Source organism: Parashewanella sp. 2210YD4-3 (genome assembly GCF_056591735.1).
This window is the reverse complement of the sequence record NZ_JBWQOG010000006.1, coordinates 212,457-230,100: the sequence shown is the minus strand read 5'-3', so window position 1 is coordinate 230,100 and position 17,644 is coordinate 212,457. Positions and strand designations below refer to the sequence as shown.

General features: G+C 40.8%; 12 protein-coding genes. 9 read left to right on the top strand and 3 right to left on the bottom strand.

All coding sequences use genetic code 11. From position 1 onward, the window contains the following. The first annotated feature begins 71 nt into the window (after positions 1-71). The 3 genes from AC1EU0_RS11285 to folE all read left to right on the top strand — a co-directional run bounded on the left by AC1EU0_RS11285 (position 72) and on the right by folE (position 4,909). Positions 72-1,931, top strand: a complete 1,860-nt coding sequence (locus AC1EU0_RS11285; protein ID WP_480302504.1) for a sulfatase-like hydrolase/transferase — start codon at positions 72-74, stop codon at positions 1,929-1,931. 135 nt (positions 1,932-2,066) lie between these two features. After that, positions 2,067-4,037, top strand: a complete 1,971-nt coding sequence (locus AC1EU0_RS11280) for an alpha/beta hydrolase family protein (RefSeq protein WP_480302503.1) — start codon at positions 2,067-2,069, stop codon at positions 4,035-4,037. Between the two features lie 197 nt (positions 4,038-4,234). After that, a complete protein-coding gene (folE, locus tag AC1EU0_RS11275; RefSeq protein ID WP_480302502.1) occupies positions 4,235-4,909 on the top strand; it encodes a GTP cyclohydrolase I FolE in 675 nt (224 codons plus the stop codon). A 44-nt stretch (positions 4,910-4,953) separates the two neighbouring features. On the opposite strand, the gene pyrE is transcribed toward folE, so the two are convergent. From pyrE to AC1EU0_RS11260, 3 genes are all read right to left on the bottom strand, one after another. Next, complete coding sequence (pyrE, locus tag AC1EU0_RS11270; protein ID WP_480302501.1) at positions 4,954-5,595, bottom strand: orotate phosphoribosyltransferase; 642 nt, start codon at positions 5,593-5,595, stop codon at positions 4,954-4,956. 115 nt (positions 5,596-5,710) lie between these two features. Continuing rightward, positions 5,711-6,424, bottom strand: a complete 714-nt coding sequence (gene rph / locus AC1EU0_RS11265) for a ribonuclease PH (protein ID WP_480302500.1) — start codon at positions 6,422-6,424, stop codon at positions 5,711-5,713. Between the two features lie 141 nt (positions 6,425-6,565). Continuing rightward, entirely contained in the window at positions 6,566-11,806 is a 5,241-nt protein-coding gene (locus AC1EU0_RS11260; protein ID WP_480302499.1) for a S8 family serine peptidase, read from the bottom strand. A gap of 352 nt (positions 11,807-12,158) precedes the next feature. Between AC1EU0_RS11260 and AC1EU0_RS11255 the strand changes: the two genes are divergently transcribed. The 6 genes from AC1EU0_RS11255 to AC1EU0_RS11230 all read left to right on the top strand — a co-directional run bounded on the left by AC1EU0_RS11255 (position 12,159) and on the right by AC1EU0_RS11230 (position 17,637). Continuing rightward, a complete protein-coding gene (locus tag AC1EU0_RS11255; protein ID WP_480302498.1) occupies positions 12,159-13,007 on the top strand; it encodes a MipA/OmpV family protein in 849 nt (282 codons plus the stop codon). Beyond that, on the top strand, positions 12,997-13,413 hold the full coding sequence (locus tag AC1EU0_RS11250) for a DUF3019 domain-containing protein (RefSeq protein WP_480302497.1): 417 nt from the start codon (positions 12,997-12,999) through the stop codon (positions 13,411-13,413). The genes AC1EU0_RS11255 and AC1EU0_RS11250 overlap by 11 nt, the downstream gene beginning before the upstream one ends. Continuing rightward, a complete protein-coding gene (locus AC1EU0_RS11245; protein ID WP_480302496.1) occupies positions 13,410-14,078 on the top strand; it encodes a response regulator transcription factor in 669 nt (222 codons plus the stop codon). The genes AC1EU0_RS11250 and AC1EU0_RS11245 overlap by 4 nt, the downstream gene beginning before the upstream one ends. Positions 14,079-14,089: 11 nt before the next feature. Then, on the top strand, positions 14,090-15,277 hold the full coding sequence (locus AC1EU0_RS11240) for a sensor histidine kinase (RefSeq protein ID WP_480302495.1): 1,188 nt from the start codon (positions 14,090-14,092) through the stop codon (positions 15,275-15,277). A 62-nt stretch (positions 15,278-15,339) separates the two neighbouring features. Next, entirely contained in the window at positions 15,340-16,203 is an 864-nt protein-coding gene (locus AC1EU0_RS11235) for a YicC/YloC family endoribonuclease (protein ID WP_480302494.1), read from the top strand. A 222-nt stretch (positions 16,204-16,425) separates the two neighbouring features. Further along, positions 16,426-17,637, top strand: a complete 1,212-nt coding sequence (locus tag AC1EU0_RS11230; protein ID WP_480302493.1) for a tyrosine-type recombinase/integrase — start codon at positions 16,426-16,428, stop codon at positions 17,635-17,637. The last annotated feature ends 7 nt before the right edge of the window (positions 17,638-17,644 follow it).

Genomic DNA, 17,644 nt, shown 5'->3' with positions numbered 1-17,644 from the left:
ATTTAATTGACATTTTATTTACTTTAAGGTTAATTAACCTCAATAAAAAATCAGAACCAAAAAACTCTAAAATGAAATTCAGCCTTTTATATCAATGCGCTATTGTATCCTCCCTAGCGATTGTTTCTGCATTCACTTATGCTCAAGAAACCAAACGCCCTAATTTTGTATGGATCATTTCTGAAGATAACTCTTCACATTACCTTAAACATTTTTCTGAAAACGGCATTGCGACTCCGAATATTGAAGCACTTGCAGAATCAGGGTTGACCTTTGATAATGCCTATTCAAACAGTCCCGTTTGTTCTGTTGCTCGAACAACATTAGCAACTGGTGTTTATGCACCTAGTATTGGCACTCAATTCCACCGTGCAGATGCCAAGCTTCCACAAACAAATGACATTAAACTGTTTCAGACTTATTTAAGCCAAAATGGTTACTACACGACTAATAATGCCAAAACCGATTACAACGTTGTAGCCGACAAGCAACAAGGTTGGCATCAATCGTCAAAACAAGCCTCATGGCGTGACCGTAACAACTCTGAACAGCCATTCTTCCATGTTGAGACGCATCATGATAGCCATGAAGGAAGAATGCATTTCAAGACCAAGCAATATCAGCAAGAAGTTAACTCTCAAACACTGACAAACATCAAAGTACCAGACTATTTACCAGATACTCAATTGGCTCGCTTTACCTATCAAAAGTATCTGAAAAAGATGGTTCAAATTGATGGTAAAGTTGGCATTACGGTTGATAAGCTGAAAAAAGATGGCTTATTGGATGACACCTTTATCTTCTACTTTGGTGATCATGGTGGGGTATTGCCACGCAGTAAAGGCTACTTATTTGATGCAGGCTTGCGTGTGCCACTGGTTGTGCACGTTCCACAAAATTTCAAACACCTAGTTAATGCCAAGGCAGCCACACGAGTACAAGGCACGGTTGAGTTTGTCGACTTTGCACCAACCTTGTTAACGCTCGCAGGTATTGCACTTCCTGAATACTTCGATGGTAAAGCCTTTCTAGGTAAACAAGTAACACTTGATGAAGTAAATGCAAGAGACGAGTCTATCGCCTATGCCGATCGCTTTGACGAAAAATACGACCTTGTTCGCTCAATCAAAAAAGGAAATTTCCGCTACGTTCGTAACTATCAAAGTTACTTACCTAATGGCCTACAAAATAACTACCGCTATCGTATGCTGGCGTATCAAGAATGGCGTCAACTGCATAAGCAAGGCAAACTGAACGCAGCTCAATCTCAGTTTTTCAATCCAAAACCTGTGGAGCAATTGTTTGATAGCAGCAAAGATCCCCACGAAGTCAATAACCTAGCCGCCGATCCCAAATACAAAAAGTTGCTAACCAATTTACGTGAGCGTCTGCAAACCCGTTTATTAGACTTAACGGATCTTGGGGTCTATCCAGAAAGCTATTTGATCCGTTATGCCATGCCAAACATTCAAGCGTTTGCGCAAAAAAATAAAGCCCATATCAACAAGCTATTTGCGATTGCGGATCTCAGTTTACTTCCATTTAATCAAGCTAAGCCGCAATTAGAAAAAGCACTGCAATCAAGTGACCCAATGCAGCGCTATTGGGCGGTTACTACCGCCACTAACTTTGGCAAACAAGCTAAGAATTTGTTATCAAGCATCAAACCGCTTGCGAATGATTCTGAGGTTACGGTGAAAATTCGAGTTGCAGAATACTTTGGTGCTATTGGGCATGGTGAGCCTCAAGCAATCTTAACCGATATTGTGAACTCAACCCTATATCCAACAGTTGCCGCTGAAGCCTTTAATGCTATCGTGTATTTACATGATTTCTCTGAAGGTAAATACCCGGCTGAAACCGGTAAGTTAAAGCCAAAAATTGAAGGTCGTGGCATCAACTGGCGCATGATATATTTTAACTCGCTGTAACTTCTACATCATTAGTTACTTCCTCAACCATAAGGATGTGGTTGAGAAAGTAAATAAGACCAAAAATCAATTTCACAACAAATACAATTCGTTTACAATAATTACACTTTAAAACTACAAATACATGGAAGTGGAATGAAAAAAGCTCTCACTTTTCTACTTTGTTTCTTTACAGGAATAATACTTTCCTCTCAAACAGAAGCAAAAAATACAATGTCAGCAGCAGAACTATACAGTAAAAGTGCTGATTTTTTTGATGTTCAGATCTCTCCAACAGGAGACTATATTGCCCTAAAAACCACCCATGACGGAAAAGATAAGCTTTTAATCTTAGACAGTAAGACCAACAAGCCTCTACATGCCGTTTTTTTCCCGGGAAATGCACAGGTTGGTGAATATCTATGGGTTAATAATGAACGAGTTGTTTTACAAAAAGTTTACCTAAAAGGTTGGAGTGAACAACCACAGTACCATGGTGAGCTAATGGCAGTTAATGCTGATGGAAAAAAAGCCACATATTTATTTGGATATAAAGGTGGTTCACAAACAGGCTCTCGAATCAAAAAAAACACCGCTATCCAAGCTTCGGCATACCCACTAGATCCACTACTGAATGATCCTAAGCATATGTTGGTTACAGTAGTACCTTGGGGAGGCACTTCAAGCTCAATTGACTATAAAAAATTTCAAGTCTATAAGGTTAACCTCTATCGTGGAACACGCAAAAAACTCGTTACTGCCCCAGTAGCTAAAGCACAGTTTTTAACTGATAATAATGGTAAAGTGCGTATTGTTGTAGGATCTGATACACAAAATAAACTAAAGGTATACCATAGAAAAGATGGTGATTGGCTATATATTGATAACCTAGATCCAAATCTTGATTCTCTTGTACCAATTTCTTTTGCTGAGAACAATCACACGATATATGCATCTGCGGTTAAAGATAATAAAACTCGAGCTATTTTGAAATTAGATCTCAAATCAGGTAAAACCAAGAAAATTTTACAAGATAAAATTGTTGATCCCACAAATTATTGGCTAAATAACAACACTAAACAACTATATGCGGTTGAGTTTGATGCTGGCTACCCTGAATATGCCTTTATAAATAGTAAAGATATTCGCGCGAAACAATTGAAGCAATTAATTGCCTCTATTCCAGGACATAGAATCCGTATAGTTAGTGAAGATCGTGATGGCCAAAAACTCATCGTATTGGCTTACAATGATAAAAACCCTGGTGATTACTACATATTTGATAGCAAGGCATTAAAACTCCAATATTTGGTTTCACAAAAGAAGTGGCTTGATCCCAAAATAATGGCTCAAGTAAAGCCAATTGAGTTTACCAACAGATATGGACAAACCATTAGAGGGTATTTAACCCTCCCTCAAGGAAAAAAAGCCAAAGACTTGCCTCTTGTAGTCAATCCACACGGAGGACCACATGGTATTCGAGATTGGTGGGGCTTCAACCCACAGAACCAGTTCTTTGCTCACCATGGTATTGCTGTTCTCCAGATCAATTTCAAGGGCTCCGGTGGTTTTGGGCAAGACTTTTTAGAGCAAGGCTACCGGGAGTGGGGAAGAAAGATTCAACACGATATTATTGACGCCACCAAATTTGTCATTAACCAAGACATTGTCGATAAAAACCGTGTATGTATTGCAGGAGGTAGTTTCGGCGGCTATAGTGCTCTACAAAGTGCCATTATTGAACCTGATATGTTCCAATGCGCGATTGGCTCATTTGGGGTGTACGACCTACCGATGCTTTACAAAGAAGGTGATATACAAGAAAGAAAATCTGGCATTAATTATCTAAAAAAAGCAATTGGACAAAATAAAGAAGAGCTAATTGCAATGTCACCGAGCTTTCACATTGAGAAATTAAAGGCAAAATTGCTTCTGATTCATGGTGAAGATGATGAACGCGCACCGATGGAGCAATTGGAATCTCTGGAAAAAGCCCTTAAGAAGCACAATTATCCTTATGAGCGGTTAGTAATCGAAGACGAAGGTCACGGCTTTTACAACGATAAAAATCGTCAACAGGAATATGAAAAAATGATGAGCTTCCTCAAACAACATCTAAAGTTATAATCTAAGTACTCTTGCCTGCATCGACGGTGCAGGCACTCTTATGAACTTTCTCACAATTAGCCATAATTCGCTGGATTTTTATTCAACATCAGGTATGCTTTGCGCCTTTTCTGAGTAACTAACTCAGATATTCAGTTTGCAGTCTGTTAAACTGACTATATATTCAATAAAGAACCAAGGCTAAGTGCGAGAACGTTATGACCATACAAGCAGTGACGATTAATCCCCCTACATTGAGTGACGCTGCCAGTAAAGTACAACAGGCGCTGATTGAGCGTGGCTTAGAAACGCCTATGCGCGAAAATACACTGTCCCCAGAGCAGCAAAAAGATAAAATTGAGCATCACATGCGTGAAATCCTCAATACACTTGCCCTCGATTTAACTGATGACAGCTTAGCCGATACTCCAAAACGTATCGCCAAGATGTATGTTAGCGAGGTGTTTTCAGGCCTAGATTACAGCAATTTTCCGAAAATCACCGTCATCGAAAACAAAATGAATGTCGATGAAATGATCAAGGTTAAAGATATCAGCTTAACCAGTACCTGTGAACATCACTTAGTGACCATAGATGGCGTTGCAACGGTCGGCTATTTGCCACGTAAAAAAATCATTGGTCTTTCAAAAATCAATCGTATTGTGCGCTTTTTTGCCCAGCGCCCACAGGTACAAGAGCGCCTGACTCAGCAAGTGCTAGTGGCACTGCAAACATTGCTTGATACAGACAATGTCGCAGTAAAAATGGATGCAGTTCATTATTGTGTTAAAGCCCGCGGAGTAATGGATGCGACGAGTGAAACAAGTACTTCAGCATTAGGTGGAATTTTCAAATCAGATCCTTCTACTCGCTCTGAGTTTTTAAGTCGATAACTATGCTCAAGCACCCGCAATCGCAGGTGCTGACTGAGCAAATACTAAATGCCGTATTGCTCACGATAGGCTTTCACGGCCGCTAACTCACTTTCCATTCCATCTTGGCTTTCTAGATAAATCAGCAAATCAGCCAAAGTCACAATCGACACAACTTGGCACCCAAAATCTCGCTCAACTTCTTGAATAGCCGATAATTCTGCTTTGCCTTTTTCTTGACGATCTAAGGCAATCAACACACCGGCAAGCTTAGCATTATTAGCCTTAATGATTTCCATCGACTCTCGAATCGCCGTACCCGCTGTGATCACATCATCCACCAGCATGACTTTGCCTTTTAACTCGCTACCTACTAATGAGCCGCCTTCACCGTGATCTTTTTTCTCTTTACGGTTAAAACAATATGGCGCATCAATATCATGGTGCTCAGCCAGTGCAACGGTTGTAGTGGTTGCAATCGGAATGCCTTTATAAGCAGGGCCAAATACCAAATCATAATCGATATTTGAATCAACAAGCGCTGCCGCATAAAAGCGCCCTAGTTTTGCTAAATCTTTACCTGTATTGAATAAACCTGCATTAAAAAAGTACGGGCTTGTACGGCCAGACTTTAACGTAAACTCACCAAAGCGGAGGACTTGGCGCTCTAGAGCAAATTCGATAAATTCTTTTTGATAGGCTTTCATGATTAACTCTTATATTTTATCGGTAGGATACAAACACGCCTAAGCTTATACAAAAATGCCACCTAAAAACGAGGTGGCATTTAAATCGCTCAAGGCTTTAATGCAGACTCGTATATTAATTCAATGCCGTTTTCTGAACATCCACAATTTCACGAATACTGTTTTTCGCCAGCTCAAGCATTACAAGCAGTTCTTCATGGCTAAATGGCTCGCCTTCGGCTGTGCCTTGCACTTCAATCATTTTACCAGTTTCTGTCATGATCACGTTCATGTCAGTTTCCGCTTCGCTGTCTTCTAGATATTCCAAGTCTGAAATCGCTTCACCTTTGTAAATACCCACACTCACAGCAGCAATTAAGAACTTAAGCGGGTTAGTTTTGATGATGCCTTTACTGCGAGCAAAATTAAGCGCATCAACCAAAGCCACACAAGCACCGGTAATAGAAGCGGTACGAGTACCGCCATCCGCTTGAATGACATCACAATCGATAACGATAGTGTTTTCACCCAGTGCTTTCATATCCACACAAGCACGCAAGCTACGACCGATAAGACGCTGAATCTCTTGAGTACGACCAGATTGCTTACCGCGCGCCGCTTCTCTGTCCATTCGACTATGAGTAGAGCGAGGCAACATACCGTATTCTGCCGTTACCCAACCTTGCCCTTGACCTTTAAGAAAACGAGGGACACCTTCAGTAAAACTAGCGGTACACAAAACTTTGGTTTCGCCAAACTCAACCAATACTGAACCTTCTGCGTGGGCAGTAAAATTTCGGGTAATGGTGATCGGTCGAGTTTGTGCAGCAGTGCGGTTACTTGGACGCATGTGGATTCCTGTTGAAAAGGCTTAGAAAAGTTGAGGCACATTATAAGCCTTGAAGCTCTCGTTGCACATCTTTTTACTTTGTCGCTAAAAGAAAAGACTGGGACATGCCCAGTCTTTAGCAAACATTAAACGTAACTAATTTTAACGTTTAAGCTTTCTTCTTAAGCCTAATGCCATCAGCATTAACATGGCTATGCCACCTAATGCACCACCTGATTTCTTAGGTTTAACCACTTCTTCAGTTGGTGCTTGCGATTGAACAGTAATGGTCACTTCCTCTTTGGTTGAATTATTACCATCAGAAACCGTAACAACAAAACTGTAGTCACCCGCTGCAACATTGCTTAATTCAACTTTAGCGGTTGCAGGTAAATTACCGACACTCGCACCTTTCGTCTGTACCCAAGCATAAGTTAAATCATCACCATCTGCATCAGTTGCCGTCACAGTTAACGTAAGGCTGCCGTTATTGGCCGATGCTTTCAGTTCAGAAATTTCAGGCTCATCTTCAACACTCATCACCATGAGTTTGAACGATGACGTGGCTTTATCCATTGGATTTTCAGCATCGGCAACGGTAACAGTAACCGTGGTTTCACCAGAAAAATTTGCCATTGGCTTAAACTTAATCATGCTACCAGAAGTATGACTACTAACCTCAGTTTCAAGGTTATCACCTGATACTGAAATTTTGCTGATGTTATTTCGCTCATGAGCGTAAATAACGGGTAGTTCAATCCAGTCACTGTCTTCAGAAACGGTCATGTTTTGATACGAACTGACACTAATGTTTCCAGAAACAGCTAGCGACTGTTTCATGGTAATGTTAGCCATTCCATCAACTTGACTGGTTGCTTCAATTTCTAATGTTTGACCCGCCATATTACTCATGACAGTTGCTTCTGCGGTCACTTCAAACTGTGATGACTCAGGTCCAACATAGTCGTAACAAATAACTAGACCTTTTTTCACTAGTTTATCGACATGATCAAAGGCTAATTGCTTACCTAAAATTGGACTAAAACGTCCTGCCCAAGTATCTAAACCTGACACGCCTTGCAAACCTACTGAGCCACGAACATCACCGTTAAAGTCAGCTTGATCATAAGCCATAATCAACTCATGTTCATTTTTACCAAAACGAGTGTCCATATGGAATATCAATTCAAAGTCAAAGCGATCGCCAAAGTCTTCAAATTTAGGTTCACGTTTAATTGGATCGAATCCTTTGTAAACCATACTTCTCGCATCATCATACTCAACAATAACCCAACCTGTATTAGTTGCTGCCACAGAAATCCCCGTATCATAAGATTTCGGTGCCGTCATTACGTTCCGTACAAGTTGCCCATTATTTGGTCCCCATCCACGAGCCAATACACCAACATAGTTTTCTGGTACTACAGGTCTTGGGAATGGGTAATGGACAGGCACAAACTGAGGTCGATTTCTATCTTCAAAAGCAATAGTACCTATTGGACGAATTACCATTGCCGTTGATGCTGAGTGTTCATAGTTATTGTATAAAGCGTATTCAGTTCTACCATTGTTTAATGCTGCAAACGGTAACTTGAAACCTTCTCGATTATCTGCAACGTCTAAACCTAAACTTGGTTGAACACCTGCATCACTAAGATTGATGTATTTGCCATTTGGATTAGGACCAATATCTGGCGTTCGACAGGTTGCATCTTCCAAATTAGTGGTGACGACATAATCTTTTGCAACAGAAGAAGTATCCTTTTGAATTCCTTTGATGGTTAACACACCATCAATCAGCTCCATTGAGGTTACTTGATCTGGTTGTGCCGTCGTAATATCCTCTTGTTTTAATGAAAGCCCTTCAGGTACTTTAGCGCTGATTGTAAATTCGCGATCGGCGCCCGTCAGATTAGGTAATGCTCTGAATTTTAACGCAACTTTTTCGCCAGCATGTTGGCTTGAATGACTCCATTTCATGCTGATATCGCTTTCACCACGATTCAGTGTCAGTGGAATTATGCCGATGTTGCCCGAATTCACTTCAGAACTTCCAACTTCAATTGCTGAATAGTAGCGATCACCTGTGTTCATATCAGGCATATCCCATTTCAGTTTTGCATTGACGGGCTCAGTACCATTTGAAGCGGGAAGATCTAATGCAATTGAAGAGGATACTTCGTTGCTCACGATTGCATGAGTAAACTCAAAAGTGTCTTTCGTGCCTTTTGCATCTGAAATAAACGGGAAAGGATTATGTACTACCGCCCAATATTTTCCGGCATCAGGAAGATTAATATTACATAGATTCTTACGTACTTTACTGTCAGATACACAAATGATTTCATCATCAATGTCTATCTTGCCATTATTGTTAAAGTCTCGACCAACAAATATCGTTGGATTACCCGTTTTCCAACCATCTTTTTTATTTACATTTGGAGTCGTTAAGATTTCAACAAGCAAACGCTTACTGTTTTCAGGTACATCGATCATAACGCTATGTGTGGCTTCGTCTAATCGGTCGCTATCTTCAGGTTTTCTATCTCGCTCCCAAGGTGCGAACTCATCATCATCTTTTGGTAGCGTGATTTTCTTAGCTACCGCTTTAACAGGCTTGAAAACATGAGCGACAGGATTACTCACTTGCGGCAGCATTATGTTATTCAGCTGTTGTTCGCTATCATTCCTATGCGCAACAATGTCTAAGTTTGATGGCAGCTTACCGTGATTAAACTTAAACACTAACGGTAATCTCATTTCAGGTGCTTGATCCGTTGTTTCAGAAATAATCATGTGCGAATGCAATTCAACTTCTGAGTTACCAAGCGCATCTTGAGTATCTGTTACACCAGCTTTAAACAATACCGTTTGCGTTTCACCTGCTTTGAGTGAAAACTCTGCAGGCATTGCTGAAATTTGAACACCATTTTGAACATATTGCGCATCTGGGTTTGGATTAAAGTTATAAGCTGGCTCATTTGTTATCTTATACGTTCCATCTTTAGTCGCGGTAAAGGTTCTGATCCACTGACATTCAGGCTCACAAGAAAGATTAACTAATTCAGGGACATTCAAACGATGCATAACACCGCCGTTATCAGGATCAGCTAATTTGAAATTACTGTGACTTTCGTCTAGAACCAAACCAGCATCAACCGCACTAGCAACATTAATGCGTCCTGTTCCGGCACGATATACGGCTGCTTTTTTACGTTGATCTTTTGGAGTATTTGGAAATAACGCCATGGTGATTTCAGGATCGGCTGTCATTTGCAGTGCAGAATGACGTTGAGCTGGCGTCCAGTTAGGATGAGCATCAACCAATAGTGCTAATGCACCTGCAACGTGTGGGCTTGCCATTGACGTTCCACTTAAAAAGCTAAAATCCGCGACCGTTGGTGTTTGATCTGGATTGGCGGCTTCAAATGGTGCTTCATCACGATAAGCGGCGTAAATATCAACACCCGGAGCAGATACACTAGGCACTAAATGTTCACGATTGCCTAAGCTAGGACCTCGAGAAGAAAATATTGCTAGTGCATCGGCGCGATCAGGATTGATTTTACGCTCAATAACCGTTTCAGAAATTGTAAGTTGATACTTACCTGTTTCGTCACCATCAATCCAGCGATTCAATCCTTCAAAGCCAAAGAAGTCCCCATAACTTAGGTGAATACCTGGTACCGCGTATTTATCTGTTTTGATCACGCTGCCTTCAGGACCTGAATTATGTTTGTTATATAAAATATAACCTTCAGCACCGCCTGCTTTTACATTGTGAGATTTTTCAACTCGCCCTGCTTCACCACGCTCACAAGCAACAATGATATTGGCGTCGTTTCCATCGGCATCTTTATAACCTAGGTTATCAAATTTCCCTGCAGCAAATGGCTCCTTACAAAGCTTATCACCGAAAGCTTCTGCTTTTACAACAATACCTGTAACGCTGCTATCGTTAACACCACCGCCAGATAGTTCAGTCCAATTTGGTTTTTCTTCGGCCAGTGTTGGGTTGGTAATTTTGGTTTGTATCTCAACCGTTCTGGCATGCGTTGACGCTGCAACCGTTAGCAACCAAGGCGCAACATTATCAATCAAACTTAGACGTTCACCTCCAGGTACACCACCACTATTACCAGCAGCTGCCGCGATAGAAATGCCTGCTTCGTTTGCCGCTAAAAATGCTAACTGAACAGAATCATCCCACGGTGATTTATGATCAACCCCTCCAATGGAGAAGTTAAGAACATCAACACTATCTTTAATACTATCTTCGATTGCGCTGACTAATGCCTCGCCCGGACAACCCCCAACGGGTAAGCAAACTTGATAAGAGATGATATTTGAGTGTGGAGCAACACCGCTTATTTCAGGAAATAATCCTTCTTTAATGACAACACCATCACCACTCGCTTCTAGCTCAGCCGTTAGCAATGGTACATTTTTGATCACATTACCTGCCGCTGTTGATGCAGTATGAGAGCCGTGACCATTATAATCTTCGCCAAACTGTGGTGGTCGGCCTCTGAACTCATTGTAGGTATCTGTGATCACTTTGTAGCTGCGAACACCAATTAGCTTGTCGTTACACAGTGCTTTACCCTCTTCAGTCGCACATTCTCCAACATAATTCCCCTCACCACGAGGATTGGTATGATCATAACCATCACCACCAATATCCGCGAACGATACATGATCGGTATTAACACCGGTATCAATAATACCAACGACGACACCTTCACCTTTGAAGCTGGTTTTTTGTTGAGTTTCACCTTTCCATACTTTATCCGACTGGATGAGTTTATGACCTTCATCTGTCAATAAATCATACATTTTCGACCGTTGAACTAAGCGTACATTGCCCATGTTTGATACTTGTTCTGCTTGCTCTTGAGTCATGGTCATAGAAAAACCATTGATCGCATTTACAAACTGACGTCTTACTGGGCTTCCATACGTAAATTGGCTAATTTCATTAATAACTTGTTGTTGTTTTGCCAGTAACGTTTGAGAATACGAATGAATTTCGGCCTGCTGCGGCTTCCCGTTTTTATACAACTTACTTAAGGTAGATTTTTCTGCTGTTGATGTCATTAAGCCAAATTCACTGGCAACAGGGTTATCATTCAAGTGAATGATATAAACGTGTTCACCTTGCAAACCTTCTTCATGTTTAAACTTTTTACTGGCTTGAGCGCGAAGTTGTACGTTGTAACCGTCATTTTGAATGACGCTTGATGCATGGTTTGTTCTTGTTTTTTGGAATGCTTCAATTTCTTCCGCGGTCATCGACAACCCACGGATCTTATTTTCATCGTTAGCAAATGCATTCGCACTGGCTGCTATACTCGTCGCATACAAACTTGAGAGTATCAAACTGGTTAGTTTAGAAACCTTCATGGTTATCCCTTAGTTATAGTTATTACATTTTTGTAGCATTAATGTTATAACGATTTTAAGGCCGATAAACTGTACCGATTTGTACCAAGCGCAATTCAATGAACACTCATTATGAATGAATAAAAATTAAATAGAGGATTGGCTAAAAATACCTATAACTATCTGATATTCAGAAAATTTTCCGTATAACACTATTTAAATAACCCATTAATACACATAGTAAATTCATCTCATACTTATCTTTAATCCCTCTTTATAGTTTCACTCGACTGCTGTTTAATTTCATGCGAATTTGTTAACGTCAGCTTAATTGCTGTTTTTGATACAAATACGATACATTTGTTGAGACTTTATGAACGTTGTGAAAAAATTTTGGAAGGTATGGATTTTTGCCGTTTTCGGCCTCTGTGGTTTTCCCACTCAAGCAGAAACTTCAGACGCCTACATTAAGCCCAATACTTGGGAGATCAGTCTGGCCACTGGCTTCGGGGAAATGACTAATCCAGTCAACAATAAAGACAACATACCGTTAGTCATCTTACCTTCAATCAACTACTACTCAGAACGGTTTTATGCCCATAATTTCAATTTGGGCTATACACTCTTAGAAGATGAAGATTGGTATTTTGATCTTATTGCTCAGCCTGATAACTTAGGGCTGTACTACATAGATAATGCCGCTATTATCGCCAGCCTTGCAAATAAACTGACGCATCCTCGCCTACCACAAAAACTTAGCTTTAAGCCAAAACGTAACATGGCTTATTTAGCAGGAATCAAAGCCAGCTATTTTTGGCCACAACAGCAACTAGAGTTCAGCCTGTTACAAGACATTAGCAAGGTACATTATGGTTTTCAGGGCAATATCAATTACCTGCTACAACGCAGTTTGGCGTTTGGTGATGTTCTCTTAAGTGCTGGATTACACTATTACAGCCGTAAAAATAGCCAGTATTATTTTCACTTTTCTGCTAAAGAGTTTGAACAAATCAGAGGGTTCGCTCCCATCGCGCCAGTGAAAGCCAGCTGGGTACCCGAGTTGAAATTGGAGTACCGCTATCCAATCAGTGAACGATTAGATTTTATTAGTTTTTACCAATACAAATACCTTGATGAAAAATATGTCGATCCTAGGTTAATTACACAAACTGACCTGCATTCTTTTTTTATTGGCATTAACTGGGCTCTCTATGCAGATTAATGTTATCCACTTAATCCGTTTCACTTTGTGGTTGAACTTATTCTTTTCTGCCCAAGTGTTATCTCAATCGTCTTCAGTGATTGAGCGCTTTAACATTAACCCTTCATCCTGCGTGATCCCAAAAACGGTTACATCATGCCAAATGCATGTCTTTTTTTCATGGTCGACATCAGAGCCTATGCAATTGTGCTTATACCAAGCATCTAAAACAACACCGATTTATTGTATGGATAAAGCGAATAGACATTACAACATCCGACTGAAAATCACTCTAAAAACCTCTAGCCACTTTTATCTTAAATCCAAAAAAAACAACATACGTTCACAGCTAACTCAGCTTAACGTGCTAAAAATGGAACCTAAAGATTTACGCCGCCGTCGTAAACATGCATGGAGCTTACTATGAAGCACATACTCCTTATTGAAGATGATTTTGAACTCGCTGAACTTGTCAGTACTTACCTAACCAATCACCATTATCAAGTCCTCCACCTCAGTCATTCAGGTGGGCTAAACGGCATTGCACTTGATAACATTGACTTAATTTTATGCGATATCAACCTACCTGGAAGAGATGGGTTTCATATATTACAAACCATCAGAAAACAATTTTCACGCCCGATCATTATGCTAACCGCGAGGGGGGATGATTCAGATCATATTAAAGGGCTAGCCCTAGGCGCCGATGACTATTTGATCAAACCCATTAGCCCTAAACTATTACTGGCGCGCTTAACCCGTCACTTATCTACGACCGTTGAAACAATTACCAAGACCAATAACATCAATATTCACTTTGAACCTACCCAGCATCGAGTCAGTATTAATCAGCAAACCTTAGATCTCACACCAACAGAATACCGATTACTGGAGTTGTTCAATCAACACTATCAGCAAGTGTTATCCCGTGATTTTCTCTTCAGTAACAGTGTGGGACGTGACTACGATGGTTTAGCCCGAACTATAGACGGACGCATCGTAAGGTTAAGGAAAAAACTGGAAGCCTTAAATCATGCCTCCCTCACGCTCAAAACAATTTGGGGCAAGGGCTATATCCTAACTACTCAATGAGAACACTTGATATGTCGCGTCATTTCGCCATTATTTTATTGCTGTTACTGACAACGGTACTCTGCGCCGCATGGGTAATAGATACATACTTCGCCACCGAAACTGAACCTAAGCTCACTCTAAGCCAGACGCAAATTCAGCAACTATTAAACGATTGCGACAAAACAACATCCACCTGTGCTCTCATCAAAGCAGAACCTCTTGACGCTCATCTTGATACGTCATTTCAACAACAACTACAACATAGTGGCATGCTATTACTTAGTGATGACAAGCAACAAATGCTACTCACTAAACATCAAGATCAGATTGTTAAAATATTACTTCCAATCAGTAAATCCAGCGAGACTTCAACCAACACCGCACTGATATTCTACAGTCTGATATCAACGCTTTTTTTACTGGTCACTTTCCCCTTGTTCTTTACTCTTAATCGACTAAATAAACAGGTACAAAAAGTATCAAGTACAGGCATTCCTGAAGCATTAACACTGCGATACCCTATGCTATTGTCGCCTTTGATCCACAGTTTTAACGGCATGGTCGATACGCTTAACCAATTAATAGACTTACAAAAAGAACTCGCCGCCACTGTATGCCATGAAATGCGAACACCTCTGAGTAAAATACGCTTTATTGCTGACATGCTAGATCAATTCCCCAATCACAAAACACAACAGCACCTCACCGATCTTACTTGTGATATGCAACAATTAGTCGACGACTACCTCAATTTCAGTAAACAACAACACCAGACACCACAGTTAGATTTTCAAACTCAAGCACTGCGCCCATTAGTCGCTCAACTTATCCAAAAATTCCAAATCCATTTGCATGCACAAATTAAAATCGAATGCCATCACGACATCACTGGAACATTCGATGAACGCAGCCTTAGTCGCGCCATCAATAACCTGCTTTCAAATGCGGCCAAGTACGCCAATGAGCAAATAGAAGTTCTGATCTATCAACAACAGGACTCATTGGTATTATCAATCGAAGATGATGGACAAGGCTTTGATAATGACAACACCATTACCCAAGCATTCATTCAAGGGAAAAAAGCAAAGCCTGGGTTCGGGTTAGGGCTCGCTATCATCACTCGTGTTATGGAGTGGCATAAGGGCAAATTATACCTTGAACGCTCTACAAGATTAGGAGGGGCAAAAACGACTTTAGTTTGGCCTGTTAAGCCTTAACGTCATCAGATGTATTTTTTGTTATACTCGCTGCCAGCTAATGATATTTCAAAGGTTTACTTATGATCCAAAGCATGACTGCCTATGCTCGTATTGAGCACAAAGCCGACTGGGGTAATGCCTCATGGGAGCTGCGCTCCGTTAATCAGCGGTACCTCGAAACATATTTTCGTTTACCCGATCAATTTCGTAGCCTAGAGCCTGCCCTAAGAGAAAAGCTCCGCAAACGCCTAAACCGTGGAAAAGTGGAAATAAACCTACGCTATCAGTTTGCTGATGCCAGTAGTAATGAGCTGACCCTAAACCAATCGTTAGCAAGCCAATTAATTGATGTAGCCAACAACTTAAAAAGCCAAGCAGGACAAGGTGATCTTAACCTCGTCGAGCTGATGAAATGGCCAGGATTACTCTCAAGTGATGAGCAAGATATTGAAGTCATTGGTAAAGAATTATTGATCGCTTTTGATAGTGCAATCGATCAATTTATTGAAGCGCGCAGCCGTGAAGGTGAAGCCATAAAAACCATGCTTGAAACCCGCTTACAAGGCATCGAATCACAAGTGACAATCGTGCGTGAGCACATGCCAAACGTGATGCAATGGCAACGTGAAAAGCTGCAAACTCGTTTAGATGAAATTCAAGGTGAGCTTGATCCAGCTCGCATCGAGCAAGAGATGGTACTATTGGCACAAAAACAAGATGTTGCCGAAGAAATGGATAGGCTTGATGCTCATGTAGCAGAAACTCGCCGAATCCTCAAAAAAGGTGGTGCACAAGGTCGTCGTCTTGATTTTATGATGCAGGAATTTAACCGAGAATCTAATACGCTTGCTTCAAAGTCCATCAGTTCTGAGGTTACTTCTGCCGCTGTAGAACTTAAGGTTTTGATTGAGCAGATGAGAGAACAGATCCAGAACGTGGAGTAGGTAACATATCCATCCTATTTTAATAAAAAGCCGCTGATTTTAAGCGGTTTTTTATTTTTTCAAATTTGTATAAATCCTGTTAAATTTGCCAGTTACCCACCACAGATGGTGGGTAAATCGGTGGGTAAATGCCTCTTCCAAGTGGTGGGTAATGGTGGGTATAATCGATCTCTACCTTAGCCATTCAAGCTAATTTACAAATGTGTGTGTTTTGGAGGAGTTATGAGTAAACTCACTGCCAGAGAAGTCACCGCAAAGGTAAAGGGAGAACCAGGACGTTTTTCAGATGGAAGCGGTCTGTACTTTGTTGTACCCAAATCAGGTATGTCGTATTGGATGCTGCGATTTACCGCCAAGCAAAAACGTAAAGAGATGACATTAGGTCGATACGGTGAAATGTCATTGGCAGACGCCAGAGCAGAAGCTGCAATTAAGATGAAACAGATCCGAGAAGGATTTGATCCGCTAGCCGCAAGAAAACGGCTTCAACATGCCACTATCACTACTATGGATGATTTGTTCAAAGATTGGTTTATCGACCTAAAGCAACGCTTAAAGCATCCCGAGATCCCTGAACGTGTTTATCGAAAAGATATTGCGCCTCATATTGGTTCACTCGAACTCAATAAAATTAACGCCAGAGATATTCGAGAAGTATTAAAATCCATAAAAGCATCTGGACGACCAACCATCTGTAATGATGCCCTCCTCTACTGTAAACAATTGTTCAATCATGCCATAAAACTTGATCTTACCAATTCTAATCCTGCAGTAGCCTTCAATGTAAACGATGCAGGAGGAGTAGAAAAAAGCCGTGATAGAGCATTAACCTTTGAAGAACTGGATCAGTTTTTTAAAGTTGCCAAAGAAAACAGCTACTCTTTCAGTCGAGAAAACTACCTCGCTTGTGCACTACTGGTAACTTTAGGCGTCAGAAAATCAGAATTGACCGAAGCCAAATGGCAAGAATTTGATTTAAACCTCCAGATCTGGAGTTTACCAAAAGAAAGAAGCAAATCAGGTGTAGGGATTGAGATCCCCTTACCAGAAATAGTCATGAACTGGATTTCTGAACTCAAAATACGGGCTTGTGGTTCTGATTATGTGTTTCCTTGCCGTAGAAAAGGAACATTACCACACATGGGAAAGGACACGCTTAACAGAGCTATCACAAAGCTGTTTGGTCACGAAGCAGGGAGAAAGAAGCAGCCACCAAATCTCATGGTTGGCATCGATCACTTTACAGTGCATGACTTACGCAGAACTTGCCGTAGTTTACTGGCTGAACTTGGCATTACAGGTCATGTTGCTGAAAGATGTTTAAACCACAAATTAAAAGGCGTTGAGGGGATCTATAATCGCTACGATTACTTTGAAGAACGCAAAAAAGCCTTAGAGCAACTTGCCGAAAAAATTGAAAGAATAGTCACATAATGGCATG

Excerpts from the sequence above, each read along its gene's own strand:
- AC1EU0_RS11250 (WP_480302497.1), top strand. The coding sequence starts at position 12,997 with ATGCAGATTAATGTTATCCACTTAATCCGTTTCACTTTGTGGTTGAAC.
- AC1EU0_RS11235 (WP_480302494.1), top strand. The coding sequence starts at position 15,340 with ATGATCCAAAGCATGACTGCCTATGCTCGTATTGAGCACAAAGCCGAC.
- AC1EU0_RS11285 (WP_480302504.1), top strand. The coding sequence starts at position 72 with ATGAAATTCAGCCTTTTATATCAATGCGCTATTGTATCCTCCCTAGCG.
- AC1EU0_RS11245 (WP_480302496.1), top strand. The coding sequence starts at position 13,410 with ATGAAGCACATACTCCTTATTGAAGATGATTTTGAACTCGCTGAACTT.
- folE (WP_480302502.1), top strand. The coding sequence starts at position 4,235 with ATGACCATACAAGCAGTGACGATTAATCCCCCTACATTGAGTGACGCT.
- AC1EU0_RS11260 (WP_480302499.1), bottom strand. The coding sequence starts at position 11,806 with ATGAAGGTTTCTAAACTAACCAGTTTGATACTCTCAAGTTTGTATGCG.
- AC1EU0_RS11230 (WP_480302493.1), top strand. The coding sequence starts at position 16,426 with ATGAGTAAACTCACTGCCAGAGAAGTCACCGCAAAGGTAAAGGGAGAA.
- AC1EU0_RS11240 (WP_480302495.1), top strand. The coding sequence starts at position 14,090 with ATGTCGCGTCATTTCGCCATTATTTTATTGCTGTTACTGACAACGGTA.
- AC1EU0_RS11255 (WP_480302498.1), top strand. The coding sequence starts at position 12,159 with ATGAACGTTGTGAAAAAATTTTGGAAGGTATGGATTTTTGCCGTTTTC.
- rph (WP_480302500.1), bottom strand. The coding sequence starts at position 6,424 with ATGCGTCCAAGTAACCGCACTGCTGCACAAACTCGACCGATCACCATT.
- AC1EU0_RS11280 (WP_480302503.1), top strand. The coding sequence starts at position 2,067 with ATGAAAAAAGCTCTCACTTTTCTACTTTGTTTCTTTACAGGAATAATA.
- pyrE (WP_480302501.1), bottom strand. The coding sequence starts at position 5,595 with ATGAAAGCCTATCAAAAAGAATTTATCGAATTTGCTCTAGAGCGCCAA.